The following is a 24723-nucleotide window of genomic DNA, read 5'->3' as shown; positions in this document are numbered from 1 at the left end:
TTTCAGGTTGGAGCTACCACGATCCTTCCTACGGGATTGGGTGGCAGCTGTGCATGGGGTAGGAATACCGGGAAACTTGGAACCCGGCCAGGCCGAAGCCTGCCCACACACAGCCGCCATAACACATCGCAGCGGGCACAAAAAAAGCGCCAGCTGTGGTGATAGGGGCGCCTAATGCGTGCGCCAAGTTTATCAGCGGGTTCCTACACCCGGTCGCAGATTTTGCTGCGACTAAAAGAATCTATCCCTTGGCAGGACCTCAGCGCAAGGGCCGAGGGGGGCAGAAATTTCCTGGAGTGTTGAAGGAAAAAAGACAAAAGTTGAAGTGGGATTCAACAGACCGCCAGCGACGTTCACCTCAAAGCCCTACTTCATCAACAGCGCATGGGTGAGCAGCTTCGTCCCACCCGTTACCAGTAGCTGACGGGCGGAACAACCCGAATCCAGAAAACATCTCTGAGCGGTTGAAGCACTATCTCTAAAATTTACGATTTTCTTCCCGGAAACACTGGACGAAATCAAAATTCAAGATAAGCACTATCTCGAATGACGTGCGCCCATAAGTCGAATTGGGAGGCAATGGAGTGGGTCGGGAAGGGAGGTCGCCGTAGCCTGGCCGGACCTGCACGGGCTAGCAGCCAGTCCCTTTGCTGGACATCACGCGAATCGGCGAGCCTGATGCGCATAGCCCGCAGGATCGACTTAGACGTAAAGGCCATCCGAGAAGAAAAAACAAAGCCCGCAGTCGGCGGGCTTTGCCTGTAGGCCGGTAAACCATTGACATGGAACCCTACCGGGCGACTATCAGACTCAATTCGCCAACGGAGCCGACCGCTCCAGGCTCATACCTCACAGTGGCTCGGGCTTGTAAATCTTCAACTCCGTGTTAAAGGTCGCTGGAAGATTGAGCGGTACAAGCCCCGGCGCCTTCAGCGTCTTGACGGCCAGTGGCGGTAGCGGTTCCGTGTTGTACTGGATCGGGTTGACGGCGCCGTACAATACTGTTGTGCAACCGGTAGTCCCTCCCCCTGCACCGTCGCACAACAAGGCATACGCGTTGTTTGGGCGAATATGCAAGCTGGCAGGATTAAGCCGCATGCCACAAGAGCTCACTACCTGAAAATGCAGCGGTGGCAGGTGTTGGCCAAGGGATTGCAGTTCACGCTCGACGTCCTTGATCAAACCGATCTGTGCGCCTTGGGTGGACTGCACATGCTCAAGGCAAGTCTCCACCCCCACTAGCAGCGGATTGCCCTGCGAGTCCGACTTGCCATAGGGACTGAAGACGTGGTCCCTGCGCCACTCGAGGTCACCAATGATAGGCTTGAACAACTCATTCAACGCGCCGTCCTGGGCCGTCTTATCAAGGCCCACCGCGTAATCTATCCGCGACATCAGGGCCTTCTGAGTGGTCACGCCTGCGCCCACCACGCGGATGCCTTGCGCTGTACGCCCCTGCCCGGGGGCGACCTGATGGCCACCGCCGTTGATGATCAGGGTGGTGTTGAAATAGTGCGGCACACCGTTGATCAGCGAGTGCCAGAACACCGAGCCTGGGATGAATAACCAGTCTTTGTACTGAGGTGTCGATAGCGCCCGCAACAGCGTGGCGTATATCTGAGTCACCAGGGTGACATCCTGATAACTGTCGAGTGTGGTGTCGTCCCTGAAAAAGAACTCTGGCGCCACCATCAGCTTCAGCGTTGTGTGCGCAGGGTCAAAATGCGATGAGGCTTGCGCCTGGTCAACCGCATGCAAAAATCGAATCACCCGGTAACGGGCACTCATCGGCAACACTTGCAGTTCCACTCTCAGCGTAGGGTCCTGGACGGCATACTCGAGAAAGGTATTCTGCAAATCATCATGGATCGGCAAGGTTGGCTTTTCTAGCGACACATATTGAAACTTCAGGTAATTAGGCATAACAGGCTCCCACTTAAACATGAGCGTGGTAATGTAAAAACAGTGCGTGCACTAGCGCCTCAAGCCACGGCTTTTATAGCCTGACTCGCGTACTTGTCCATCTTCTCGTTGATCGACTGGGCCAAGCTGGAAACAAGCTGGGCCGCCTGTTGAGGGTCGTCAATGGAATGGCTGATGTTGTGATTGTTCTGCGTGCGCGACGATTCGACGTAGACCAGGTACTCACTGGCAATGTCGTTAAGCGCCACCCATGAACAAATATGCTGCAGGTAGGCATAGCGGAACGGGTCGGTCTTGTATTCCTGGATCCGCTCCTCGGGCTGCAACAGGTCCATGTCAATCACATCGCGGTCGAGGCCGCGCTGATCAAGGGCCTCGCAGGCACCCGCCATTTGCGTCCAGAACAGGCTGGCATCATTGAGCGCGATGATGACCTGGCTGATGGCGAACATGGACACTTGGAGCGCCTTGACCGCGACTTCGGCGTTGTTGGACACCAGTTTGGTGGCAGCGAGTTGCCCCAGCACACCGCCCATTTTCAACTGCAGCTCATTCCGTTCCTGACGGACCTTGCGTTGGTTGTCCATTGCCTTGTCCAGCACCGCTTGCGACTTGTCGGCCGCACTAAAGGCCTGCTTGGCCATGTTGTCGCAGCCGGTGGCCAACGTTCGCGCAGAATCACCCAAGGCTGCACAGGTCTTGGTGTGTTGCGCCAACGTAACCTTCTGGTCTTCGATCTGCCCCTCAAGCGCCTGCAGCTTGGCCGTCTGGTCATTGAGGATCGTTTGCTTGTCGGCAATGCGCTGTGCATTGTCAGGGGCCGCCTTGTCCACCCCCTCTGCTGACTGCTTGGCGTTGAGCTGCTGTATCTCCAATTCGCAATCGGCAATGGTTTTTTTAAGGGTCCCGACCTGACGGTTCAACTCGCGCAACGTCTGCTCACTCGCCAGCCGCTGCTTTTCTGCAGCTTCCCATTTCTCGGTGGCGGCCTTGAGCTCGGCGTTATCAAGCTGGCCTGCACTGTTCTGTGCGACCAACACCGAAAGCGGGTTGCTCATCTTGGCGTAGGTTTGCAAGCCGGTCGCGGCCACGTTGGCCACGACCGAAATAATGCCCATGATGAAGCCCTTTTTATTATCTTCGGCCAACTGCTTTTCGGCCTTTCTCTGGGTTTCATTGAGGGCATCCAACTCCTCTATCAAGTTCGACATGGACGCATTGAAACCATTGACCTCTTCTGTAAAACGGGCCATCTCGGCATCAGCGGTGCGGCGTTTTTCCTCTTCACTGGCATGCGCCAGTACCGCCTCGCTCTTGGCTTCTGCAGACTTGCTTTGCAGCGCCAGAAACTCCTGGGACAGCTTCGCCGCCGCAGCAGCCATGCGTTTGGCCTGCTCCGAGCAGCGGGCCAGTTTTGCCAGGGCCACCTTGTCCTTACCCGTCACCAGGTATCGGTAGGCGCCGAGCAACAATTCCAGCGTCAGTTGCGAGGCATCCTTGAGCGTACCCATTGCCTCGTTGGCCTGCACACAGATCTTGCCAAATTCACTTTGCAACCCGACTACGCGGGCTTTGGTAGGGCCGGCATTGGCCGCAGTCGCGCCAATATAGGCCAAGCGGTACATATCGACGCACAGTTCGAGGTTTTGTGTGACGGTGTCCAAGCGCAAGCTGCCGAGGATGGCTTGCTTCTTTTTAAGCACCAAGACATCACCGGGCAACGGTGACTGGCTGATGGAGTATTCATGGTTGTCGATGATGAAGGTATCTTCACTCATTGCACATTCCTCAAGGCAAAGGGCTGACGCCGCCGGTTCAAACCGACGGTGAGCGGGTGGACGGGGTGAAAGCAAATGACCCGTTAAACTTCAAACACGCTGAATGTCACAACGGGCGTAAAGGTAACTGCAGTGTTGGGCACACTCAGCCATCACAGGCGACGGACGACGGTAGATGATGCGTCGCCGCTTGCAGATCAAACATCATTTGGTCAAAACGCGTGACGGCGGTGTGGATGGACAACACTTCCACTTTCATATCGTCAACAAACTCAACGGCATGCGGGTCATCGCTCAATACGCCGAGCATTTCCGTGGCCATGTCGACATTGAAGTTGGCGCTGTCGCAATAGGTGCTCGCGGTCACGTAGAAGTTTGAAACGTCGTTGAAGAACACGACTTGTACTTGCAGGTATTTTTGAATGCCCAGCAACGTGGTTCGGACAGCAGTCAAGGTGTCGAGCTGTTGCACAAGTTCGGCCTTTTGTTGCGCCAATGCCTGGATGACGGCTCTGACCTGGCTGTGGCTTCTCGAATGCTCTGCAAGTTGCGCCTGGAGGTAGTCGCGTTGTTCCCTGACCACCCCCAGTACCTTGCCAATTGCCTCGATGGCGCTCTCGATGGCCTCCAGGGCGGCGTAAAACAGTTTCTTGAGAAATCCCAAGCCAGGGATCCTTGACTCACGTTTGCGCTTTTTCGCCTCTTCCTGCTCTCTGAGCTTGGCCTCGTTTTCCCGAATCATCGCTTCTACGTTTCGCAGTTCGGCGGCTATCCGGCGGGCCTGCTCCGTGGCGGCAGCAGACTGAGCATCCAGGCTGGCCCCGTCAGCTGTCAGGCGATCAACGTCCTTCTGAACGTTTTCGATCAGCCCGACCACCCCGGTAATCATGTAAACAATGACTGACTGGGTGGCCGAAGCAGTCCCGGCGCACAGACTGCTGATCACCTTCATCGCTGAAAGATTGGCCTTGATCGCATCGAGGTGCGGCTGTACGCCACTGACCTCGCCCGCTTCCAGGGCTTTTATCATGCACGCGTAGTCATCCAGAATTGCCTGGATACCCAACGCGGGGACCGTTTCTAAACGGGTTGCTGGTGTACTTTCCATGTTCCCTCCGTGGTACGACGTTGGGCATCGGGCGCGCGGAGCGTTATCGCCGACGCAAGGCCCATCAACCCGCTTCAGGCCTTTCCTACACACCTGGCCATCACCTGCAGCAACAGTAAGGGCTGAAAAACTGTCAGTACATAGTCCATTTGGACTGGTATCCCGCATCGGCAAGGCCGGTTGCTTGCGCAGGGCTGACTGTTTGTTATTGAATCGCCAGCATGACTATCAACCTGCTGCTCATCGACGATCACGCTTTGTTTCGTTCTGGCATCGCCATGGTGGTGGCCGCGAGCTTGAGACACGCCCACCTGTTGGAGGCAGCTTCCATGGAGCAGGCGCTACTCTGCCCCTGTGAAGCGGTGCATCTGTTACTGGTCGATGTGCAGTTGGAGGGCTTGAGCGGCCTGGAGGGGATTGCACTGCTCAAACAGCGATGGCCTGAGGCGAAGGTGCTGATGGTCTCGGCATCGCAGGATGCAAAGTTGATGGAACAGGCCCTCACACTGGGTGCCATGGGGTTCATCTGCAAGACCGAATCCCCACAGCGGCTCCTGGCGCAGATTACCGAGGCGCTTGCCGATCTTTGGCCAGACGAACATTTGCCAAAGGCGCCATTGAAGCTCACGCCGCGCCAATATGAAGTGCTCGACCTGCTGCATCAGGGGCTGTCGAACAAGTTGATCGGCCGCCGCCTTGACCTGTCGGAGAACACCGTGCGCGGACATGTACAGGCCACGTTGTCGGCATTGAACGTATCCAGTCGCTCGGAGGCAGCGTTCGTCGCCCGCCGCCTGGGCCTGGTACGTTGAACGATGGGTTGACCACCCACGGCCTGGACGAGGACATCCGCGTCGAACAAGTCCGTCTTGTGTTCACCAACATGAAGAACTCGCTGTACCTGGGCATTGCGCTTGCGCTGGTACTGCTTGCGGCGCTCTATTCGGCGCACAACCCTCTGCCTTTGCTCACGTGGTTCAGCTTGGTCGCGCTGGGCCGAGTGACCTGTGTGAGCTACGCCATGCTGGCGCTGCGGCGCGGTGTGAGCGCAACGAATGCACCGAGGCTGATACGCGCGATGTGCGTTATCAAGGCATTCGAAGGTTTCGCCTGGGGCTCCTTGACCTGGATCGTGATGGGGCAAGGCTCGTTGTCCGAGCAGTTGCTGACCATGGCGGCGCTGGCGGGCGTCAGCGGCAACGCCGTTTCGTTGTTAGCCCCGGTGTTTCCTCTGTATGCCAGTATGCAGTTGGTGCAACTCGGGGTCATCAATAGCAAGCTCTGGCTCGAAGGCTCGTCTTATAGCGTGCTGGCAGTGGGCTGCACGCTTTACGTGATTGGTCAGATCGGCCAGGCGCTGATGGTGCAGCGCGAATCTCGTGAATCGATCGGACTACGCTTCGAGAATCGAGACCTGCTGAAGCGTTTGCAGGTTGAATCCAGCCGTACCGAACAGGCGCTCATCGAAGCCGAACAGGCCAACTTGGCCAAATCCAGGTTTTTGGCTGCAGCCAGCCACGACTTGCGCCAACCGGTTCACGCTCAGGAACTGTTCCTTGAAGTGCTGGCCCGCAGTCAACTGTCGCAAGCGCAACACAAAGTATTGAGCAGCGCCCGAGCAGCCAGCCAGGCATCGGCCCAGATGCTCAATACCCTGCTGGATTTTTCGCGCATAGAGGCCGGCGTCATTGAGCCGCAACGCAGGGTGTTTCAACTGCAGCCGTTGCTCTGTGCCCTGGAGAATGAATTGGGCAGCCAGGCCGATGCCAAACACATCGTGTATCGGTCCCGCGAGACACACCTCGCCGTGGAATCAGACCCCAGCTTGCTGGAGCTGATTTTACGCAACCTGATCAGCAATGCGATTCGCTATACCCACCAGGGTGGGCTGCTGGTCGCCTGCCGTAAACGTGGTCAGTCTGTATCGATCGAGGTGTTTGACACTGGCATTGGCATTGAGCCGGCGCAGCAGACTGACGTTTTTCGTGAGTTCCAACAGTTGGGCAACCCGGAACGCGACAGGCTGAAAGGGCTTGGCCTTGGGTTGGCGATCAGTCAAGGCCTGGCGCAATCACTGGGCCACGCACTTGGCTTGCAGTCACGACCCGGGCGGGGCAGCGTGTTTCGTATACAGGTGCCTTGCGCCACCGGCCTTTTGAGCAGCGATGCTTTCGTGGCAGCCAGCCCTGCAACCCTGCACACCGGGCGCTTGCGGGGCCTGCACGTACTGGTGATCGAAGATGACGCCAGTGTTCGTCAGGGCATGCTGCAATTACTGGAGGGCTGGGGGTGCGTGTGCCGGGGAGGTGAAGATATCGACGATGCGCTGCGGTTGGTGACGGACTGGCCGGTAGAGCTGCTGATCAGCGACTACCGCCTGCGTGAACACCAGACCGGCGGGCTCGTCGTACAACGCGTACGCGAGGCCATCAACGCACAGGTCCCCGCCCTTATCATCACCGGCGACACGGCGCCCGAGCGCTTGCGCGAAGCACGCGACATTGATGTACCGCTGCTGCACAAACCGGTATCGCCCCTGCAGCTGTACCGTGTGCTGAGCGACATGGTCGGTACACCGGCGGGGCATTGAGCCTCAAGGCTCTGGGAGAGGACAGCCTTGGCGACTCAGCATTGAGCGCGCAGAAACAGCAAAGCCCGCACTAGGCGGGCTCTGCTGACATTTCCTTGGGACAGGAAAAAGGGGTCTGGTGCGGAGACAGGAATCGAATATACCTACAAAAACCCAGTAAAAAGCTGTCGCCCTGGATAAAACCAAAGCATACGTATCCCTAAATGTATCCCTAAAAAAATTTCCACCCTCGCTCCCCTTCGTCTCATAGTCCTAAAATCTGCCAATGACTCCCCCTACCGGACAGACTGCTGGGGCATTAACCTACCCCGATAAATCCTCCCTTACCCAACATGGACGACAGGTGTAATGCGTAACAGCAAAGAGCAGCTAGTTGATGATGCAAAATTTGTGGTTTCAGAGTGCATCCGCTTCCAGGAGCTGGTAAATCTCGGAAGCTTCAAAACGATCGAGCGAATCGACCATATGGCATCATTGCCTCATCCTAAGGGCTATGGAGAGATGATCTGCGGAGCTGCCGCCGCGAAAATAATTACTCGTTTTGCTCAGGAGGCAGCAGAACGAGGCGGTTTATCGAAGCGAATAACTTTGGATAACGTACGGAAGAAGCTAGCGGAATTATTTGTCCTTCGATTCTTCAAAGAAAAGCGGGATATTGACACCAAACAAATTGATCGCTTATTTAATTCCACAGTCAAAGCCTCCAAGAACTTCTTAGAGAGCATCACTCACTTAATTCCTTGCCACCTTATGAATTCAAAGGAACCTGAATCATTCACTCTAGGCCCGATTACATTCCACAATCGAATAAGTATAACTCGAAAAATCTTAAGTAACCGCTCCACTAATAGATGTGCGAAAGATACGGATCAAGGTAGGCACGAACGTTACCTGCTGGTGAAAGCAATTCGGTATTACCGCAATTTTCGCTGGGTGGCGGAGGTAACCATTTCAGAATGCGACCACCCGACTTCGGGCAGAGTTGCAGAGGAAGCTGTTACATCAACACTTAACTGCCTCCATCTTTTATTGGGTGTCGCAAACTCGAGCCGAATGCAACTAGGCGGCCTTGACGTAAAAGGGGATAGCCGAGCAAAACTAACCATTGATAAAAACGGCGTGCTCGATCCTTCGTTATCCTTCGCATACATGGGCGAGGTTATATACCGGGACGGCTGGTCTGAAATGCTGTCAACGCCACGTACGCTTTATTGGAAAAACATATTTGACGTAGCTCTTGAGGTCACGACTGATCCGGACTGCGACCGTCCTATCAGCAGGAGGTTTATCGATGCCGCACAGTGGTTTGGCGAGGCGGCGCGCGATACTAGCCAGGCAACTAAAATTGTCAAATATGTGACCTCTCTTGAAAGAATGCTGATGACTGAAGAACGAGACGATATATCCTCGCTCGTTTCGCAACGAGTAGCCGCTTTATGTTTTTCCCCTGAGGTGAGACGGGAAGAGTGGTTGAGTAAAACTAAGGCAGCTTACGACCTTAGATCGCGTTTAGTTCATGGATCTATATCTCCAGCGGCACTGGATCTTGACGAGGGTGCATTTAATGCCGGCCAAGTCGCCGAAATGGCATTAACAAGAGCGATAGAAGCATTTGGAGTAGAAGGTCTACGTCACGGACGGCTCAAATCTGACCAGCTAGCCAAGTGGTTTGGTGCATATATGAAGTGGGCCGACAAAAACGAAGAGGCGATGCTAGCCCAGATCACCAGAAACTCTGACGATGCTGAACCGTCTTGATTGAAACTTTATTCACTGACGTCGCTATCTTGTTAGCGGGCGAGTAACCATTCACCAAAATCATCGCCCGTGGGCAAGCCGCTGATTTTTACCGATTAGGTAAGGAACGGAGGTAGTGTTAAAGAAGCGGCACAATTCACCCCGTCCACCGGGTTAACTAGTTCACTAAGCTGGGAATCCGGCCGCTAACAAAGTCCTGCGGGTTTCCAGCCCCGTATGCAGCCCATACTCCCAGGGTCCCCGGCTGGTTACAGAAAACGGGAGATCGGGACTACCTCTACCGCTGAAGGCTTGAACATATAGGGGCATGGGGTTGCTAGCTAGCCAACTCTATCCAGCGGTGTAACAGGTGTAATCCGTGTAACAAGAGCTACTAATCTATTGATTTTAAAGGCCGAAAGCATAGTTACACGCTGGCTTGGCCGCTCGTGCCTAGTAGTGTAACGGTCGGATCGGTGTAACCGCAGATAATGAGGTTCTGTGGCTGAGCACTGACAATAGGTCGTTACCATTCTATTTTTCGTGACCTTTGACCTTGTGAACACCTAGCACCCTTGCTGGTCGGCAGATTCCTCTGCGGTTATCCTCGAAACGCAAGCCACAGCCACCCCGCGAGGACGACACATGCCCAAATTCATCGACCAAGGCCGAGACGCCTACGAGTTCTTAACCCATGACCAAGCCGACCGAACCGGCATTGCCTGCGCACGCATCGCCGCTTCACTTGAGCGTGGCGTCGACCCCGAAGCCCTAGCCGTGCAACTGACGGCCAATGAACGCAAGAACAACTCCGCCAACCCGGAATTAGTGACCGTCGATGACGTGCATAGCGCTGCGAAGATGCACCGCCTGAACAAGCGCCGACAGGTTTACCCGCAGACCCAAGCTACAGAACTGGAGAAGGTAGCCAGCCAGGATGAAGACTTTCATCCGGTTTACCAGAACTGACCTGCCAGCATTCTGATTTTCCGTGAACACCACGGCACGCGGGCCTGTAAGCTGTTCAGGAGGCCCGCTGCCAACTCTCTCTGGATCGTTAGCGATTCGTCACCAATCCTGACAGAGAGCCCCATGACTGCACCCATCCGCCGAGCAACATCCCTTCGCCCTGGACAATTCAAGCACCCGATCCGCGTAGCATCTGTGACTGGCGCCTACCAGAGCGCGACGTGATGCTTTTGTGGCTCACACACCCGACTGGCGTTCGCGTAACCGAGCTGGCCTTGCTAGAGGTAGCAGACGTGCTATATCCCAGCGGGGCCATCAAACCCGAGGTATATCTACGCGCAGACATCACCAAGGGCTGCCGACCGCGCAATGCTTACCTCACCCATCCGCTATGCCTTGCCGCCTTGGACGCGTGGATCACAGTCCGCTTGCGGCGCCGCAGGGGGCTTTCCGGCAGTGACGAATACCGAGGTCTACGCCCAAGTTCGAAACTGGTCACCACACACAAGGGCCATGCCTTTGAACTGACGTTCAAGTACCGCGAACTGGCCGGGGGACCAGAGGTGTATCGGGATTGTGATTCGCTGCAGCAAACCATCAGCATGCTCTACCGGGAGGCAGGTAACGAGCTGGGATCGTCGCGCAGCGACAGGCGCTCCCTAGCGGCCAAGGTGCTGGCGGCAACAGGAGATGTTGAGACGGTGCAGACTATTCTTGGTCATTCCTGTCTTGATCACAGCAAGCCTTATCTGACCGTTGACCAAGCGACAATCCGACATGCATTCGAGGTTGCACTGGCATAGCGACATCAGTAGTGTTTATTGGATCCATCTTTGCATTGGAATGGACCCTATGCACCTTCAAGGCCGCCCTGTGCGGGCCGAGGCCGTAGAGGACGCCCGTTTTAGCGTCCACGATATGGAGTTGCACAATGGAGTAACACAGAAGGTCATTCGCACCATGTACGTGCGTTCATTGACGGCAATTCAAGGAGTCATAAATGAAGTACAGCATCGACTATCAGCAACTGCACAAGAGCCACCAGCGACCTTCCGACGATGGCGATGTCGTCGGTGTGGAATTTGACAGCGAGTCGGGATTCGCTCTCATACCCAATGTCGGGGACGTCGTATACGTCCCGGCGATGGAAGGGCACGTTAGCGTGAAAGGCGTGGTGAAGACACGCCTCTTTAGCTACACCCGCGTCGGCGCAAAACTTTACTGTGGCATTAACATCGTGGTTGAAGAGCGCGACGACATTAACTGGGGCGCCCTAATCAAAGAGTAAATCTAGGTGGGCCCGTGAGGGCCTACTTTGTTGAAGGAAAACGCTCAGCTGCACCCAAGCCCCGGCAGTGAACCGGGGCCGAGGACGTAGGGGCAGGACCGTAACGAACTAAGCCCACCCCCCTCATAATTGAAGGAACCTCGCCCAATGAGCAACGACCCGACTTCGCCTAACAGCTTCGAGCATTCCCGCCTGGCCGATCTGATCGCCGTGCATCAGGCCATTGCGGCGCTGGGCCAGGTCACCGACCTAGCGGCTGGGCAGGCGCAGCAGGCGTCCTTGTATGCCCGCGTAGAGGCGCTGCACCCGACGCTGATCAGCCCCGAGGAGCGCGGGGCATTCAACCTGCTGATTGGCTCCATGGCCGGCGTGCGCGCCGAAACCCTCGGCGCCAGTTAAGGGAACCGCTCAGTTGCACCCCAAGCCCCGGCAAACCGAGGCCAAGTCAGTAAGGGAAGACGCATTTCGCGTTCACTAAATAAGGAATTTTTATGATGAGCAAAATCGCAACACTTCCACTGGACTGCGAGGCTGCCAAGCGCAAACTGGAATCATTGAATCTCAACCCAGTCGATTTGCCGATCCTGGTTACGATGCTTGAGGTAATCGACTCAGTGAGTGACGGCCGTCATCTGGAGCTGGTAATGGCAGAGGCAGGGGGACTCCTGAGAGGGCTGATACACGGGCTTGTTTTGACCCCGCATCAGGGCATCGACGTTGGGATGCTCCTTGACGCTGTAGCCACTCATAAGCGGGCTCAGATGAACTGAGCGGATCAGTCGGCAAAACGCCCAGGTACGCCCAAGCCCAGCCCATGCTGGGCTGCGGCAGTAGAGGACTCTGCATCGGCGTCCACCCCATCGAAGGAATGACGAAATGGCCACCGCCACCCCAGACATCAAAATTGTCCACGCACTGGACTTGATTGACATCGCCGAACATCCGATGGAAGTGCGCTTTGCTACGGCGTATGCAACTGGTTACATCGATGCGCTCTACGACGCTCAGCTGGTTACTGCGCCGGCAGTGCAATGCTATCGCGATGATGCACAGAAGCGCCGTGCTCGTCGGCTGACTGAGATGGGTGTCGGGGACCAGGGCTGACCAGCCGTTACCTGTAACGAGGAAAATCCCGGGCAGGATGATGAAGACGTGCTACTTCCCCTGCTGGTTGAGGCTGCAAAGCAGGTTTGCGACCCCCACGGTAAGTGGGCGATCACTTGGGTGATTGGGGACACTTGGGTTGTACACGACGGTTTCGGCCAATGGAGAATCGACCCTGATGAGCAAGCAACCGATGCCCATATTACCGAGCTTTTGGTACGGGCTGGCGGGGTTTACGAATTGCAGGGCTATTGAAGGACAACGCACCAGGTACACCCAAGGCCCTGCAGCGTGGGGCTTCGGCAATATGCTTAGACGTCAGGAGAAAGCTTTGTGTTTGAAAAATACATATCTGTAGCTGGATTGGTCTCGCTAACATTAGGGTTTTGTGCGGAAACAGTTTGTGCGAAGGATGTTTACGTTGGCGCATATACGCGCAGCGATGGCACCCATGTACAAGCTCATTATCGATCAGCCCCAGATGGAAATCTTGGGAACAACTGGAGCACGTTAGGAAATATAAATCCTTATACAGGTGAGCCTGGAACTTTAATATCTCCAAGCCGCGATACAACCAAGCCGGCCATGGCGAATAGCATCGAAGATGATGGCGAGTCAGACCCGGACCGTGATCTTTGACTTCGTCCATCTCAAGCCTTAGCAAACAGCCCGCATATGCGGGCTGTTTCAGGGTTACGCTTCGGCGTGATGCCTTTAGCGTGGCCTTGTACATCGTCTCGCTGAAGCTCCCTAGGCGATGGGCCGAAGCCAGGAATCGACAACCCCGATAACACCATGCCTGCGCCGCCTCAGTGAAGATTCGCGGCCAAGATCCGAGCCCCCGCGGCTACGAGCTGTAAGCGTCCGGCGAACTCACCTTGGTAAGTCAGGCCGGCACCCACTGATGCGACAGCAATTGCCCGATCTCACTGGCCAGCTGCGTCGGCAGCCGCGTCAGCACACCTTTGAGATAGGCATACGGATCATGCCCCTTCATGCGCGCCGATTGGATAAGGCTCATGATTGCAGCCGCCCGTTTGCCACTGCGAAGCGACCCGGCAAACAATTAGTTCGAGCGTCCGAGTGCCCATGGCCGTATCTGGTTCTCAACCTGGTTGTTGTCGATGGGCACAGCCCCATCGTCCAGGCAGCGCGTCAGCGTTACCAGCGTTTCAGGTTGTAATTGAGGACTTTAGCTGTGGCTGATCCGTTGGGTACCAGGTCGCGCTGGGCCAACATCCAGTCATAAAGTGTTTTGATGATCAGTACCGCCATACCTGACGTCTTCGCCAGCGATCCTCATCACTCATGTCCCGCGCTTGGCGTTTGACCTCGAACAAGCCGCTGATCGAGTGCAGCGCTTGTTCGGCCAGTTGGGTTTTGTTCGCCACGTGCAGATTGAAAAACTTGCGACGGGCGCGAGGCATACAGCCGATTTCAGTGATGCCTTGCTCAAAACCGGCGTTGTACGTCGCAGACCAGCTCGCCGCTCCAATCACCCAGGAAGTTGCGTGCATTTTCGCCAGCACGGCTTCGGCTGAAGTCATGCACCACTACTTTGAGCGCCGAAAACGGCGTAGCGCTGTAGGCATAGACGTAGGCCCGGTGGGTTTCTTCTCGCCCGGCGCAAGCATTTGCAGCGGTGGTTCATCGGCGTGAATCACGCCGTGGCTCAGCACTGCTTCACGCAGTGCGTCGACTAGCGGCTGGAGCCGCACGCCGGCTTTTCCGACCCACTGGGCCAAGGTCGAACGAGCAATTACCAGCCCGGCGCGGCCGAAGATTTTCTCCTGCCGGTACAACGGCAAGTGATCGGCAAACTTGGCCACCATGACGTGTGCCAGCAAGCCTGCGGTCGGGATACCTTTGTCGATAACTTGCGCCGGCACCGGCGCCTGGATCAGTGTTTCGCACTGACGGCAGGCCCACTTGCCGCGTACTTGTTGCTCGACGGTAAACACGCCCGGCGTGTAATCCAGCTTCTCGCTAACGTCTTAGCCCATGCTTTAAAGTTGGCAGCCACAGACGCACTGGGTGTTTTCTGGTTCGTGACGAATCACCGTGCCTGGAAACTGCGGCGGCAATGGCGCACGTTTCGGGGATTGCCGGGGTCCCACCTGTGGCGCAGTTGGGAGGCACTGACGCTTCGGCTGGCCGTTTAGGTGCGGCTTTATGCCGGGAGTGAAGCTGCCCCCGGCGGGTCTCGATAGAGCGGCATCCATTTACGGATGACGTTGGCATTGATGCCGTGGCTGATGGAGACACTAGACACAGTTGCGCCAAGTCGCAGGCATTCCTGAACGACCTGGGCTTTGAAAAGCTTCGGATAAGAGCTTCGTTGGCGCATGGAAATCCTGGCGATAAGGGTGATCGCGGCCGCTTAAAAATACGCGGACACCATCGCCCTCAAAACTGGAGTACGGAAGGTGACTTGGCCGGACGATTACATCGTTTCAACACAAAAGACATTGAATTGATGGTTATTTTTCTGAACGGTAAAGGGTTCTGCCTCTAACATTATCCCCAGGGGATCGCGATCGACGACGGCTCTAGGCCGAAAATTGGTCACGCCGCGTCAGTGCCTACAATCATGACTGTAGGCAGTGCTGCAAGCCGTCGGCTCAATCATCCATTCAATGGATCGGATCAGTGAGGCCTCGAAGTACTCCGCGAACACGCCACACATTGATCAAGTGCGAGAACCCCGGGGATTGCTCAGGCCCACAACACACCGCCACCGCATCGCCGAAAGTCCCTGCGCTTTCGAAAATTCGCAATTCCCCACTGATTGACATGCCGACCCGCTTCAGATATGCATCCTTATGGCCGTCTTTACTGGCAACAAAAGCTACAAGCTCGCCCTGTAAGAGTTGCAAATCTTTAGAATTGACAAAATTGTGGTGTTCCAGTAGTACCCAGTCGTGGTGACGTATAAGTGGGTAGCCACTATGATCGACGACCCTGGCGGCAGCGAGCGGCGTTCCCAAGATTGCGCTGTTACTAAGAGCTTGGGCCTCATCTCTACCGACCGCTGCTACCGAATCGTAGAGGACTCCAACGATTGGCATGAGACGGACTTTATTTCGGCGCAGCACCAACGCCGGTGCGACTCTCTCGCTCACAGATTGCTCACACGCAAGTGTTAGCTTGCTGACATCCGATTTGTCCGAATGATATCGGCGAGCAAATATCTTGTCGTTGTACAGTGCTACGACCGGCTCGCCACACTTGGCTGCGCGGTCAAGGGAAACAATCACTACTTGCCCTTTACGGGCGAACGCCCCCAGGGAGTCGCTTTGTATTGCGTAAAGGGCAATATCGCCCAGACTCTGTAGGGAGAGACTAGCTGTAAGTGCTCTCGATGAAGCTACGTGGTTCTGCGTCTGCGCACTGAAGTCACCGTGGATATGATATTGGTGATGAGTATTATCCAGCGCGGCTGGTGCCGGTGGGGCTTCCGCGAAGAACATGTCTTCATCGTCACGAGTTAGTCTCCCCATGAACCGTGCGTATGCTGCGGCGCAACTGCGGATCATTCGGTCCACTTCCAAGAATCCTTCTTCGACCACTCCGGCATCGTAAGGTGTGATCTTCCGGAGGTCATGGTGTGCTTGGTTGATTGCCGTGTAGAAATGGGTCCCCGACTTCAAGTGACTGCAGTTCAAGAGCTTTTCAAAAGGAGGTTCGTGAAACGGCGGCTCGCCAGCGTTGCGCGCGCACGCGATGTGACCAATTAGATCTGCAAGGGTTGGTTTGTAGATTAACATCGGATCAGCTGCGAGCAGGTCCCAAAGTCGATTCTCGATGTGTAGCCGAACTCGCTCCACAAATTGCTGACTCATGACAACATCATTGGGGGAATCGGCCCATTCATGGTGCCTCTCTCTGACTTCATCGAGCGTCGGTGTCAGCGCAACCGTTGATCTGGACGAAGACAGAGGGCTGATCTGAAGCATTGTCCATGATGGATGCGCAGAAGAGCTTCTTGGAAGTTTGTCCTTAACAGCTGCGATGAACCGATTGTCGTTCGAGGTGATGAGGATGGCCATCCCCGCGGCCACTAATACTGGAACAGCAGCCGCGACATTTTCAGTGTTTATTGGATCAAAAAAAGTTTGAGGATCGTCCAGCTGGAGGATCTCCAATGCTCCCGTCCGCGCACGGATACGCTCCCAAAGGCTAAAGACGAACGCCCATACACAGGCTCTCAAGTGTGAAGAGTTCATGATTTGATGGGCCTGAACGCGCACGATACCGAGGCCCGCATACAGTCCTATCCCTTGGGCGCGGGAAGGGTCGAGACCAACGTACCGAGGCCCACCATTGTAGTGAGGACGATATATCAGATTAAGCCAATCGGTCGTCCGTGCCTCTAGCGTGTGAATGAGGCCTTGAACCTGGTGTTCGACCAACTCCGGGAGTCGGGTGAGCATTTGAACGGCTATTGCTGCGCGCTTGATAAGCCTCAGTCTATGACTCGCGGCTACCCAATGGTTACGAGCCGCTTCGATCACGTCAATCTGACGTGTCAGGCCAATAAGAGGTTCTGCGGCGTTGATCGCTTGGATGAGTACAAGCACTTGATGCCGTATCGGCAGCATGCCCAAAACGATCACCTCATCGATTTTTTCACCTCGTGAAAATGACCAATTCCCTAGATAGCTCGCCAGTAGTGGCTGCATCAGACCGTCTACAGCCTTGCGTTGAGCGCTCAAAGTCAAGGCGTGCTGCAAATTTTCGAATCGGCTAGCGAGTACCCCGCCAGCGAGATCCTTCGGCAACGTGATTTGGTCCGGCAGGTCGAGTTTTGAAAGCGGGAGCTTCGCTACAGCGCATCCCATAGCTTATGTGCACACGATTGAAGGGGACGTAGATCGGTTGCGAAACAATTATCTTTAAGAGCTTCAATTACATACGCAGATTTGCAAAGATCAAGAATGCTACTCCGGTTTTTGTAATCAATAAAAAATTTCAAACTCTCCGGGAGAGACTCACGTAGCTCACTCGCAGCAGCTTGCTGCCATTCAGCCAGAGATTTTGTGGCGTCACTGTGTGCTCCAAGTCCTATCTGCAGAGCAGCGGCAATGTCGCTATCTAACAAAGCGTCAGCTGGCACCTCAGCCAAATCCGTTCCGCAAACGGGGCAATCCATGATCGGTTGGTGGGGGTTTTGTCTTTGATGCCACTGCGCAACCATGGTGTAGAGCTGCTGACGCGCGGCTTGCTGCTTGTTCTGCTGCCGCTGTACATGGGCCTCAGCTCGCTGCGCCAATTCATTTAGCTTGGCGACAAGCCACTCCTTGTCCGCATCGTTGATCTCCTTTATCTGCTGTAGGACACGGAGGGAGGGTAATCCGGCCAGAGCGGCAGAACTCAGGTGCTCACGTGCAGACGCAAGTTGATTGAGCAACCCCTGACTACGCTCTGGCGTCTCTGCGGAAGCGGAGCTTCCAAGGATCGTTTCAATATCCACCAAACCCGTAGCTTGAAGTTGAATCAACCTAGCCCGAACAGCTGCGATAGCCTTTCTGCAATTCTGTTCAGCCGTTGCCTTATCGGGAGTCAGCAATTCTGGTTCTGGCCCAAGCGTTTCGCTTTCAGCTCGCCAAGCTTCGAGAAAGGACTTCTTCCCGTTCAGAAATTGAATGCGAGCACCGTCTTTCGCATCTGTAGCAGAGTCGGTTTCGTCTTTCTCGAGACGGCGGACCATGCGCGGTAATCGCAGCCCCAGATCCTGCAGCGGCCTCAACCCTGTAAGCTGAGCGATGGCTTCTGCAAAGCTTGTCTTGTCGTCGAAACGCATGTTTGCAGCGATGGCAGGCATAAGCGTTCCGGCTTCAATTGCCCACTGCGGCAAAGCTAGAGCCTCCAGCCCACTGGAAACCTCCGAGACCGCCCCTCGATCATTTCGCTTAAGCTCTCGTCTCACCGTCGCGACATTTCCATCTTGGTCTTTGAGGTCGAGTTCCACCCATGTATCACAGGCCGGGCGGTCAGCTAGCAGCGAAAGATCCTCCGCTGAAGGTAAAGGAACGATTGCTGGAAGAGTAAAGTTTTTCTCGTCGTCACTGCCGCTTGAGATGACTTCCACAGAGATTGGATTGTGGACAAGGGATGGCATATGTTGGGAACGGTGAGCTTTTCCGGTCAGGCACCACATCATTGCGCTCTGGAGAGCGGATTTTCCCGCTCCGTTGAACCCCCAAATGCAGGTGACATCACGATCAAGGTGAAGCGTGAATACCTCAGGCGCTTGACCACCTGCACCGCAGTGGCGGTGTAGTCCAGCAAAACGATGAGCGCGCAGTTCTTGAATGCGCCAATGAGGACGAACGGTGCCCGAGGTTAAGGACCGACCGGTTGCGACGTGCGCCTTCGGGTTAGCGATTGCTTCCAGCAACTGCTGTGCCTCTGCCCCAACCACTTGCTTGGCTTGCACCCAAAGCTCTTTCCGACTCGCGTAAAAGCCCAACACCGCCCGAGCATCTTCATTATCCAACACGAACGCGCCAGCGCCGTCAGGGAGATTGATTGGTCGACCCTCGCAAAGCACGTCAACGATTTGATCCAACGTGCAATGTTCCAATTCCATCGGTTCAAGTTGCATCGGGGGAGCGGCTTGCATGAGGTCATTCCTTGGCATCATCAACAAGTAGAGGCTACGACACTGAACACGAGACGACTCATCGGCTGACTTGAGACGAAGAAGGGGATGGTCGCGTGAGGCGTACTAGAGGCTGCTCACAACATAAAGTTTTAAGAGAGAATAAACCAGCAGGGTAAGGTATCCCGCGCTTCGACGATCTGCTTAACCAGCTCGCGGTCCTGGCCCTGCGGCACCGAAAGGCGAACCCCGCTGCGCTGCGTATCCAATACCTTGCTCGGGCTTGGCAGTTTCACGTGCTGATCTCCTCGAAGCGCTGCCATGGTCCTGTTACCGCTGGATAGCCGATTTTGTGTGTGCTGACGGCGAGGTCACCGCGCCCAACCAAAGACGGGCAACCTTAAGTGGAAAGTGAGGGCGGCATAAGTCGAATGCGGACGTCGCAGAAGTGGGTGTACGACGGGGCGCCTTAAGCTGGCCAGATCTGCACAGGGCTCGAAAATGGCTTCTATGCCGATCTGATCACAGTCGTAGCGCTGAGCTACGCCATCGCGCTTTTCAGCGGAGAAAGCCACGAATCACGACAAACAGCACCGCCAGCACCGCAAGCCCAGAGGCAACCAACCAGCCTGTCGAAGCCATCGCTTGGAAAAAACCCGGGAGGAAGGGGACTTTCCCAAACTTGACGAGGGCAAGGCAAAGCCACGGCATCAGGATGATGTACAGCAGAGGAACATAGACGATGACCTGGAGGACTAGCGTCAGTCCGTCGGACCAGTCATTCCAGTGGTGTGATTTGGACATGGTGAACTCCTTTTCTTCGACGAAGACACGTGACATCCGCGTCCTGTTGCCTCAAACCCGGTTGTTGAGGCCGGGGCGCCGAGGCAAAGCGCGGACTTCAGATGCAACAAAGCCCGCGATAGGCGGGCTTTGCGGGGCGTTTCTAGAGGGTCATGGGACTTCTGGAAACGCTTTGATGGTGCCGGAGACAGGAATCGAACCTGCGACCTTCGCGTTACGAGTGCGCTGCTCTACCGACTGAGCTACACCGGCGTGTTGCGCAACGTACCATTGCCGTGGCGGTTACGCAAACGCCTGTTTCGTATCGAGTTCGCGGGGATTGGTGGAGGGGCAAGTGTGGGTCGGTTTCAGTGCCTTGCTCGGGGATTGTGTTGAGGCTTGGGGCTGCTTTGCAGCCCTTCGCGGGCAAGCCCGCTCCTACAGGAGGCGCGTTGCTTTGGAGATTTGCGCTTAGCCTGTAGTGGCGGGAGTGCAGAGGGCTACAACGCCGCGGATTTGCAGCCGCTCGGCGCCAGATCCTCTTCGACCGTCGTGGCGCAGGCCCAGCCCGTGGGCGAGCGGGTCAGCGTCAGGGTCTTGCCCACCACATTGGCCGGAGCCGCAACCAGGGTGCAGACGATACTCGCAGCGCCAGTCGCCGCAGTGCCGCTCGCGGTGATCGCGCAGTGCGCCGTAGCGGCCTGGCCACCGAGCGCCGTCACGTCAGCCACATCCTTCCCTTCATTCAAGCGCAAATCCATCGGTGTCTTCAGCGCTGAAATCTCCAGCAACGCTGCGGCGGCCTTGGTGCGTGACTGGTGGTCGGTGTACATCGGCACGGCGATGGTCGCCAGGATGCCTATGATCGCGACGACGATCATCAATTCGATCAGGGTGATGCCTTTTTGCCCTTTCATGAACGCTTTTCCTTGTTGATACGGTGCAGCACGGGACCCACTCTCGGTGGCCCGGCCGGCAGGCGCGCAGTAGGCCTCAACAGACACCTTTTGTCACCCCTGGCCGGCTGGACGTCATGTTCGCTGAACTACTCTAGTGACCATCAGAGCCACCCGCCCTCGGATGGGCACGGCAAGCTGTTTCCAAGCTTGTCTCCGCCACTGCAAGGAGCTACTCATGACCTCCACTACCCGCCTGTATGCCTGGCAAGGCACCGACGCCAGCGGCAGCCGCATCAGCGGCCGCTGCGAGGGGCGCAGCCCGGCGTTGGTGCGCGCGGGGCTGCTGCGCCAAGGTATCCACATTGCCCGCTTGCGGCCGGTGGGTGGGCTGCCGTGGCAGTTGCCCAGGCGACGCGAGAAGGCCGACCCGGCGGGGTTCAGTCGGCAACTGGCGACCTTGCTGAAGGCCGGGGTGCCGCTACTGCAGGCGTTCGAGGTGATGGGGCGCAGTGGCGGCGATGAGAGCCTGGGGCGGTTGCTGACGCGATTGCAACAGGATGTGGCGGCGGGCATGGGGCTGGCGGATGCGCTGCAGCGCCAGCCGGGGTGGTTCGATCGGCTGTACTGCAACCTGGTGCGGGTGGGTGAACAGTCGGGCACGCTGGATGCGCAGCTGGAACAGCTGGCGGACGTGCTCGAGCAGCGTCAGGCGCTGCAGCGGCGGGTGCGCAAGGCGATGGTCTATCCGCTGCTGCTGTTGCTGACGGGGTTGGGGGTGTCGGCGCTGTTGCTGCTGGAGGTGGTGCCGCGCTTTCAGGGGCTGTTCGCCAGCTTCGATACGGCGCTGCCGGCGTTCACGCAATGGGTGCTGGATTTATCCACAGGGCTGGGGCGGTATGCGCCGGGGCTTTTTATGTTGATGATGTTATCCACAGTAGGGGTGCGCCAGCTTTACCAGCGGCATGCGCCCGCGCGCCTGTGGATATCTCGGCAGGTGCTGCGCTTGCCGGTGCTGGGGCGGTTGCTGTCGCATGCGGCATTGGCGCGGTTTGCGCGCAGCCTGGGGACGGCGTACAGCGCGGGGGTGCCGCTGCTCGATGCGCTGGGCACGGTGGCGTCGGTGAGTGGCGGCTGTGTGCATGAGCAGGCCATCGTGCAACTGCGCCAGGGCATGGCCAATGGGCAGGGTTTGCATCAGGGGATGGCGCGCGATCCGTTGTTTCCGCCGTTGCTGGTGCAGCTCACGGCGATCGGTGAGTCGAGTGGCACGCTCGATCAGATGCTGGCGAAAGCGGCCACGCATTACGAAGAACAGGTCAGCCAGGCGCTGGACCAGTTGACCAGCCTGCTCGAGCCGGCCATCGTGCTGATCCTCGGCATCCTGGTGGGTGGCCTGGTGATCGCCATGTACCTGCCAATCTTCCAGTTGGGTAGCTTGATCTGAACATGAATGTCTGGACTTTTTTAGCCGCGCAGCCGGCGTACTTCCTGGCCCTGGCCACACTGCTGGGGCTGCTGGTCGGCAGCTTTCTCAATGTGCTGGTGCACCGCCTGCCGATCATGCTCGAGCGCCAATGGCAGCGGGAGGCGCAAGAGGTGCTCGAGCTGCCGGTTGCCGAGCATGCGCGCTTCGACCTGTCGCTGCCGGCCTCGCACTGCCCGCACTGCGGCCACGGCATTCGGGCGTGGGAGAATATTCCGCTGCTGAGCTATGTATGGCTGCGCGGGCGTTGCTCGGCGTGCAAGGCGGCGATCAGCCCGCGTTATCCACTGGTCGAGCTGGCCTGTGCGGGGCTTTCACTGGTGGTGGCGTGGCACTTCGGGCCGGGGGTGCAGGCGCTGTGTGCGCTGCTGCTGACCTGGTGCCTGCTGGCCTTGAGCCTGATCGACAGCGAGCATCAGTTGTTGCCGGATGTGCTGGTGCTGCCGATGGTGTGGGTCGGCCTGATGGTCAATGCGTTCGGCGTGTACGTGCCGTTGAACGAGGCGCTGTGGGGTGCGGTGATCGGCTACCTGAGCCTGTGGACGGTGTACTGGGTGTTCAAGCTGGTCACCGGCAAGGAGGGCATGGGCTATGGCGACTTCAAGCTGCTGGCGTTGATCGGTGCGTGGGGTGGCTGGCAGGTATTGCCGTTGACCTTGCTGCTGTCATCGGTGGTTGGGGCGGTGATTGGCCTGTGTTTGCTGCGCCTGCGCAAGGCTTCGATGGGCACGGCCATGCCATTTGGTCCGTATCTGGCGATTGCGGGGTGGATTGCTGTGCTCTGGGGTGATGAAATGTACGCCTCCTACCTGCAACTGCTTGGATTCTGATGACCACTGCGGCATTTACTCCCTGGATACTGGGCCTGACGGGCGGCATCGGCAGCGGCAAGAGCGCGGCGGCCGAGCGTTTTGTCGAACTCGGCGTGCACCTGGTCGATGCTGATCAGGCGGCGCGCTGGGTGGTCGAGCCGGGGCGTCCGGCGTTGGCCAGCCTCGTCGAGCGCTTTGGCGCTGGGGTGCTGCTTGAGGATGGCCAGCTGGATCGCGCGGCGCTGCGGCAGTTGATCTTTGCCGACCCGGCTCAGCGGCGTTGGGTTGAACAGCTGCTGCACCCGCTGATTGGGCAGGAGATCTTTAGTTATCTGGCCAAGGCGGAGTCGCCCTATGCGGTGTATGTCTCGCCGTTGCTGATCGAGTCGGGGCAACACAAGAAGACCCAGCGGGTGCTGGTGATCGATGCTCCGCAAGCGTTGCAGGTACAGCGCACGTTGCTGCGGGACAACACCAGCCCTGAGCAGGTGCAGGCGATTCTGGCGGCGCAGTTGCCGCGGGAAGAGCGTTTGCGCCATGCCGACGATGTGGTGGTCAATGATCGCGACCTGACGTGGTTGCATGAGCAGATTGACCGCCTGCACCACTATTACCTGACTTTACGAGGAGGCCAGCCATGAGCCAGCCGTTGTCCGTTGACTGCCCGACCTGTGGCGCACCTGTGGAATGGACTGAGAAGAGTCCGAATCGGCCGTTTTGCTCGGATCGGTGCAAGTTGATCGATCTGGGGGCCTGGGCGGCTGAGGAGCATAAGATTGCGGGGGCGCCTGAGTCGGAGGATGAGCTTTATTCTGGGGATCTTGAGCCTAGGCATTGATTCTGGATCTTTAGGGGCAATGCTATTTTGGGGCTGCTTTGCAGCCCATCGCAGGCAAGCCAGCTCCTACAGCGGTGTCGCATGCTGGCGTTAGGGGTCATCTTTCCAGGGGGCTTGCAGGTAGCGCGTGCGGTTGAAGGTTTCGAGCCACTCGGGGCAGAACACCACCAACGCGCTGACCACCATGCCGTTGATGAACGCCTCGGGGAAGATGATCAGCCATAGGTAGCCGACAAAGTCGGTCAGCCACTCCGGCATGGCAAACCGACCGTCCAGCCACAACAGGCTCAACGCCGCCGTCAGGCACAGCAACGCTGACAACGCCGCGGCAAAAAATCCTGAACAGAAGATGTACACGAACAGGTTTCGCGGCTGCCCGCGCTCGACCAGGATCGCGCACACCTCGGTCACCAGTACCGGCAGGCCAATGAACAGCAAGCCGTTGACCCCGAGCGCCGCGAGGTCCTGACGCCCCAGCAGCAACAAGCCGATCTGGGCGATGAAGCCACCGAGCACTGCCAGCGGCCAATCCAGCAGCAAGGTCACGGCCGTCATGCCGATGAAGTGGTAGGACACGCCGGTGTCGAAGTCGCGCCGCACCAGCCACAGGGCAAACAGCGCGAACACGGTGCCGAACAGCAGGTGCTGGCGACGCCGATCGGTAAACAGCTCGACCCAGCGGGTGTGCACCGCAGCCCAGATCAATACCGGTATCAAGCCTAACCAACCGAGCATCAGGCTGGTGTCGGACAGCACATGTGCACTGATCACCTGGACCTCTCTCCCGTAGCAGACGGTTTCTCATCC

24 protein-coding genes, 1 tRNA gene and 3 pseudogenes are annotated in these 24723 nt (G+C 57.1%); 15 read left to right on the top strand and 13 right to left on the bottom strand.

Annotation, left to right across the window (positions count from 1 at the left end; genetic code table 11):
• Window positions 1-849: 849 nt before the first annotated feature.
• From CCOS865_RS04680 to CCOS865_RS04670, 3 genes are all read right to left on the bottom strand, one after another.
• Entirely contained in the window at window positions 850-1923 is a 1074-nt protein-coding gene (locus CCOS865_RS04680) for a hypothetical protein (protein ID WP_147406489.1), read from the bottom strand.
• Between the two features lie 59 nt (window positions 1924-1982).
• Complete coding sequence (locus CCOS865_RS04675) at window positions 1983-3701, bottom strand: coiled-coil domain-containing protein (RefSeq protein ID WP_119138344.1); 1719 nt, start codon at window positions 3699-3701, stop codon at window positions 1983-1985.
• A 145-nt stretch (window positions 3702-3846) separates the two neighbouring features.
• On the bottom strand, window positions 3847-4809 hold the full coding sequence (locus CCOS865_RS04670; RefSeq protein WP_119138342.1) for a hypothetical protein: 963 nt from the start codon (window positions 4807-4809) through the stop codon (window positions 3847-3849).
• A 221-nt stretch (window positions 4810-5030) separates the two neighbouring features.
• On the opposite strand from CCOS865_RS04670, the gene CCOS865_RS04665 reads away from it, so the two are divergent.
• The 11 genes from CCOS865_RS04665 (at window position 5031) to CCOS865_RS28020 (ending at window position 13136) form a co-directional block, all read left to right on the top strand.
• Window positions 5031-5621, top strand: a complete 591-nt coding sequence (locus tag CCOS865_RS04665) for a response regulator (protein ID WP_119138340.1) — start codon at window positions 5031-5033, stop codon at window positions 5619-5621.
• Between the two features lie 8 nt (window positions 5622-5629).
• Complete coding sequence (locus CCOS865_RS04660) at window positions 5630-7399, top strand: ATP-binding response regulator (RefSeq protein ID WP_208644494.1); 1770 nt, start codon at window positions 5630-5632, stop codon at window positions 7397-7399.
• 348 nt (window positions 7400-7747) lie between these two features.
• Window positions 7748-9157 (top strand): HEPN domain-containing protein, encoded by a 1410-nt coding sequence (locus tag CCOS865_RS28025; protein WP_147406488.1) that lies wholly within the window; start codon window positions 7748-7750, stop codon window positions 9155-9157.
• A 624-nt stretch (window positions 9158-9781) separates the two neighbouring features.
• Entirely contained in the window at window positions 9782-10105 is a 324-nt protein-coding gene (locus CCOS865_RS04655) for a hypothetical protein (protein WP_119138338.1), read from the top strand.
• Between the two features lie 224 nt (window positions 10106-10329).
• Window positions 10330-10908, top strand: a complete 579-nt coding sequence (locus tag CCOS865_RS04650) for a site-specific integrase (protein WP_119138336.1) — start codon at window positions 10330-10332, stop codon at window positions 10906-10908.
• A 197-nt stretch (window positions 10909-11105) separates the two neighbouring features.
• Window positions 11106-11393 carry a hypothetical protein gene (locus CCOS865_RS04645; RefSeq protein WP_119138334.1) on the top strand — a complete coding sequence of 96 codons (288 nt, stop codon included), beginning with the start codon at window positions 11106-11108 and terminating at the stop codon, window positions 11391-11393.
• Window positions 11394-11540: 147 nt separating this feature from the next.
• Window positions 11541-11792, top strand: a complete 252-nt coding sequence (locus tag CCOS865_RS04640; protein WP_119138332.1) for a hypothetical protein — start codon at window positions 11541-11543, stop codon at window positions 11790-11792.
• A 95-nt stretch (window positions 11793-11887) separates the two neighbouring features.
• Complete coding sequence (locus CCOS865_RS04635; RefSeq protein WP_147406487.1) at window positions 11888-12163, top strand: hypothetical protein; 276 nt, start codon at window positions 11888-11890, stop codon at window positions 12161-12163.
• Between the two features lie 106 nt (window positions 12164-12269).
• On the top strand, window positions 12270-12497 hold the full coding sequence (locus CCOS865_RS04630) for a hypothetical protein (protein ID WP_119138328.1): 228 nt from the start codon (window positions 12270-12272) through the stop codon (window positions 12495-12497).
• A gap of 48 nt (window positions 12498-12545) precedes the next feature.
• Window positions 12546-12752 (top strand): hypothetical protein, encoded by a 207-nt coding sequence (locus CCOS865_RS04625; RefSeq protein WP_119138326.1) that lies wholly within the window; start codon window positions 12546-12548, stop codon window positions 12750-12752.
• Window positions 12753-12830: 78 nt separating this feature from the next.
• A complete protein-coding gene (locus CCOS865_RS28020) occupies window positions 12831-13136 on the top strand; it encodes a hypothetical protein (RefSeq protein WP_147406486.1) in 306 nt (101 codons plus the stop codon).
• 247 nt (window positions 13137-13383) lie between these two features.
• Here CCOS865_RS28020 and CCOS865_RS28930 read toward each other — a convergent pair.
• The 9 genes and pseudogenes from CCOS865_RS28930 to CCOS865_RS04590 all read right to left on the bottom strand — a co-directional run.
• A pseudogene (locus CCOS865_RS28930) lies at window positions 13384-13733 on the bottom strand (IS66 family transposase); the annotation flags it as partial.
• Between the two features lie 26 nt (window positions 13734-13759).
• A pseudogene (gene tnpC / locus CCOS865_RS28925) lies at window positions 13760-14458 on the bottom strand (IS66 family transposase).
• A 209-nt stretch (window positions 14459-14667) separates the two neighbouring features.
• Window positions 14668-14844: a transposase gene (locus CCOS865_RS28655; protein WP_119138324.1), complete on the bottom strand. Its 177-nt coding sequence runs from the start codon at window positions 14842-14844 to the stop codon at window positions 14668-14670.
• Between the two features lie 286 nt (window positions 14845-15130).
• The gene (locus CCOS865_RS28280; RefSeq protein ID WP_208644493.1) at window positions 15131-17179 is read right to left on the bottom strand and encodes a hypothetical protein; all 2049 of its coding nucleotides are present in this window, start codon (window positions 17177-17179) and stop codon (window positions 15131-15133) included.
• Between the two features lie 143 nt (window positions 17180-17322).
• A complete protein-coding gene (locus CCOS865_RS28275; RefSeq protein WP_208644492.1) occupies window positions 17323-19122 on the bottom strand; it encodes an ATP-binding protein in 1800 nt (599 codons plus the stop codon).
• A gap of 170 nt (window positions 19123-19292) precedes the next feature.
• Window positions 19293-19454 (bottom strand): annotated as a pseudogene (locus tag CCOS865_RS04605) (integrase domain-containing protein); the annotation flags it as partial.
• Between the two features lie 205 nt (window positions 19455-19659).
• The gene (locus CCOS865_RS04600) at window positions 19660-19905 is read right to left on the bottom strand and encodes a hypothetical protein (protein WP_119138613.1); all 246 of its coding nucleotides are present in this window, start codon (window positions 19903-19905) and stop codon (window positions 19660-19662) included.
• 176 nt (window positions 19906-20081) lie between these two features.
• A tRNA-Thr gene (locus CCOS865_RS04595) sits at window positions 20082-20157 on the bottom strand.
• A gap of 227 nt (window positions 20158-20384) precedes the next feature.
• Window positions 20385-20801: a pilin gene (locus CCOS865_RS04590; protein WP_119138322.1), complete on the bottom strand. Its 417-nt coding sequence runs from the start codon at window positions 20799-20801 to the stop codon at window positions 20385-20387.
• Between the two features lie 217 nt (window positions 20802-21018).
• Between CCOS865_RS04590 and CCOS865_RS04585 the strand changes: the two genes are divergently transcribed.
• Genes CCOS865_RS04585 through yacG form a run of 4 tightly spaced genes read left to right on the top strand, consistent with a single transcriptional unit; the run spans window position 21019 to window position 23916 of the window.
• On the top strand, window positions 21019-22227 hold the full coding sequence (locus tag CCOS865_RS04585) for a type II secretion system F family protein (RefSeq protein ID WP_119138320.1): 1209 nt from the start codon (window positions 21019-21021) through the stop codon (window positions 22225-22227).
• 2 nt (window positions 22228-22229) lie between these two features.
• Window positions 22230-23096: a prepilin peptidase gene (locus CCOS865_RS04580; RefSeq protein ID WP_119138318.1), complete on the top strand. Its 867-nt coding sequence runs from the start codon at window positions 22230-22232 to the stop codon at window positions 23094-23096.
• Window positions 23096-23719 (top strand): dephospho-CoA kinase, encoded by a 624-nt coding sequence (gene coaE, locus CCOS865_RS04575; protein WP_119138316.1) that lies wholly within the window; start codon window positions 23096-23098, stop codon window positions 23717-23719. The genes CCOS865_RS04580 and coaE overlap by 1 nt, the downstream gene beginning before the upstream one ends.
• Window positions 23716-23916: a DNA gyrase inhibitor YacG gene (yacG, locus tag CCOS865_RS04570; protein ID WP_119138315.1), complete on the top strand. Its 201-nt coding sequence runs from the start codon at window positions 23716-23718 to the stop codon at window positions 23914-23916. The genes coaE and yacG overlap by 4 nt, the downstream gene beginning before the upstream one ends.
• Before the next feature lie 90 nt (window positions 23917-24006).
• Here yacG and CCOS865_RS04565 read toward each other — a convergent pair whose 3' ends face one another.
• Window positions 24007-24687 (bottom strand): energy-coupling factor ABC transporter permease, encoded by a 681-nt coding sequence (locus CCOS865_RS04565; protein WP_119138313.1) that lies wholly within the window; start codon window positions 24685-24687, stop codon window positions 24007-24009.
• Between the last annotated feature and the right edge of the window lie 36 nt (window positions 24688-24723).

It is taken from the genome of Pseudomonas reidholzensis, from assembly GCF_900536025.1.
GTDB lineage: Bacteria > Pseudomonadota > Gammaproteobacteria > Pseudomonadales > Pseudomonadaceae > Aquipseudomonas > Aquipseudomonas reidholzensis.
The sequence above is the reverse complement of the archived record's forward strand: the minus strand, read 5'-3'. Positions and strand labels throughout refer to the sequence as shown.

Coding starts and splice junctions, on each gene's coding strand:
- CCOS865_RS04640 (WP_119138332.1), top strand. CDS start 11,541: ATGAGCAACGACCCGACTTCGCCTAACAGCTTCGAGCATTCCCGCCTG.
- CCOS865_RS04680 (WP_147406489.1), bottom strand. CDS start 1,923: ATGCCTAATTACCTGAAGTTTCAATATGTGTCGCTAGAAAAGCCAACC.
- CCOS865_RS04580 (WP_119138318.1), top strand. CDS start 22,230: ATGAATGTCTGGACTTTTTTAGCCGCGCAGCCGGCGTACTTCCTGGCC.
- CCOS865_RS04590 (WP_119138322.1), bottom strand. CDS start 20,801: ATGAAAGGGCAAAAAGGCATCACCCTGATCGAATTGATGATCGTCGTC.
- yacG (WP_119138315.1), top strand. CDS start 23,716: ATGAGCCAGCCGTTGTCCGTTGACTGCCCGACCTGTGGCGCACCTGTG.
- CCOS865_RS28025 (WP_147406488.1), top strand. CDS start 7,748: ATGCGTAACAGCAAAGAGCAGCTAGTTGATGATGCAAAATTTGTGGTT.
- CCOS865_RS04635 (WP_147406487.1), top strand. CDS start 11,888: ATGAGCAAAATCGCAACACTTCCACTGGACTGCGAGGCTGCCAAGCGC.
- CCOS865_RS04675 (WP_119138344.1), bottom strand. CDS start 3,701: ATGAGTGAAGATACCTTCATCATCGACAACCATGAATACTCCATCAGC.
- CCOS865_RS04600 (WP_119138613.1), bottom strand. CDS start 19,905: ATGTCCAAATCACACCACTGGAATGACTGGTCCGACGGACTGACGCTA.
- CCOS865_RS28275 (WP_208644492.1), bottom strand. CDS start 19,122: ATGCAAGCCGCTCCCCCGATGCAACTTGAACCGATGGAATTGGAACAT.
- CCOS865_RS04655 (WP_119138338.1), top strand. CDS start 9,782: ATGCCCAAATTCATCGACCAAGGCCGAGACGCCTACGAGTTCTTAACC.
- CCOS865_RS28655 (WP_119138324.1), bottom strand. CDS start 14,844: ATGCGCCAACGAAGCTCTTATCCGAAGCTTTTCAAAGCCCAGGTCGTT.
- CCOS865_RS04665 (WP_119138340.1), top strand. CDS start 5,031: ATGACTATCAACCTGCTGCTCATCGACGATCACGCTTTGTTTCGTTCT.
- coaE (WP_119138316.1), top strand. CDS start 23,096: ATGACCACTGCGGCATTTACTCCCTGGATACTGGGCCTGACGGGCGGC.
- CCOS865_RS04645 (WP_119138334.1), top strand. CDS start 11,106: ATGAAGTACAGCATCGACTATCAGCAACTGCACAAGAGCCACCAGCGA.
- CCOS865_RS28280 (WP_208644493.1), bottom strand. CDS start 17,179: ATGCAGCCACTACTGGCGAGCTATCTAGGGAATTGGTCATTTTCACGA.
- CCOS865_RS04650 (WP_119138336.1), top strand. CDS start 10,330: ATGCTTTTGTGGCTCACACACCCGACTGGCGTTCGCGTAACCGAGCTG.
- CCOS865_RS04585 (WP_119138320.1), top strand. CDS start 21,019: ATGACCTCCACTACCCGCCTGTATGCCTGGCAAGGCACCGACGCCAGC.
- CCOS865_RS04630 (WP_119138328.1), top strand. CDS start 12,270: ATGGCCACCGCCACCCCAGACATCAAAATTGTCCACGCACTGGACTTG.
- CCOS865_RS04670 (WP_119138342.1), bottom strand. CDS start 4,809: ATGGAAAGTACACCAGCAACCCGTTTAGAAACGGTCCCCGCGTTGGGT.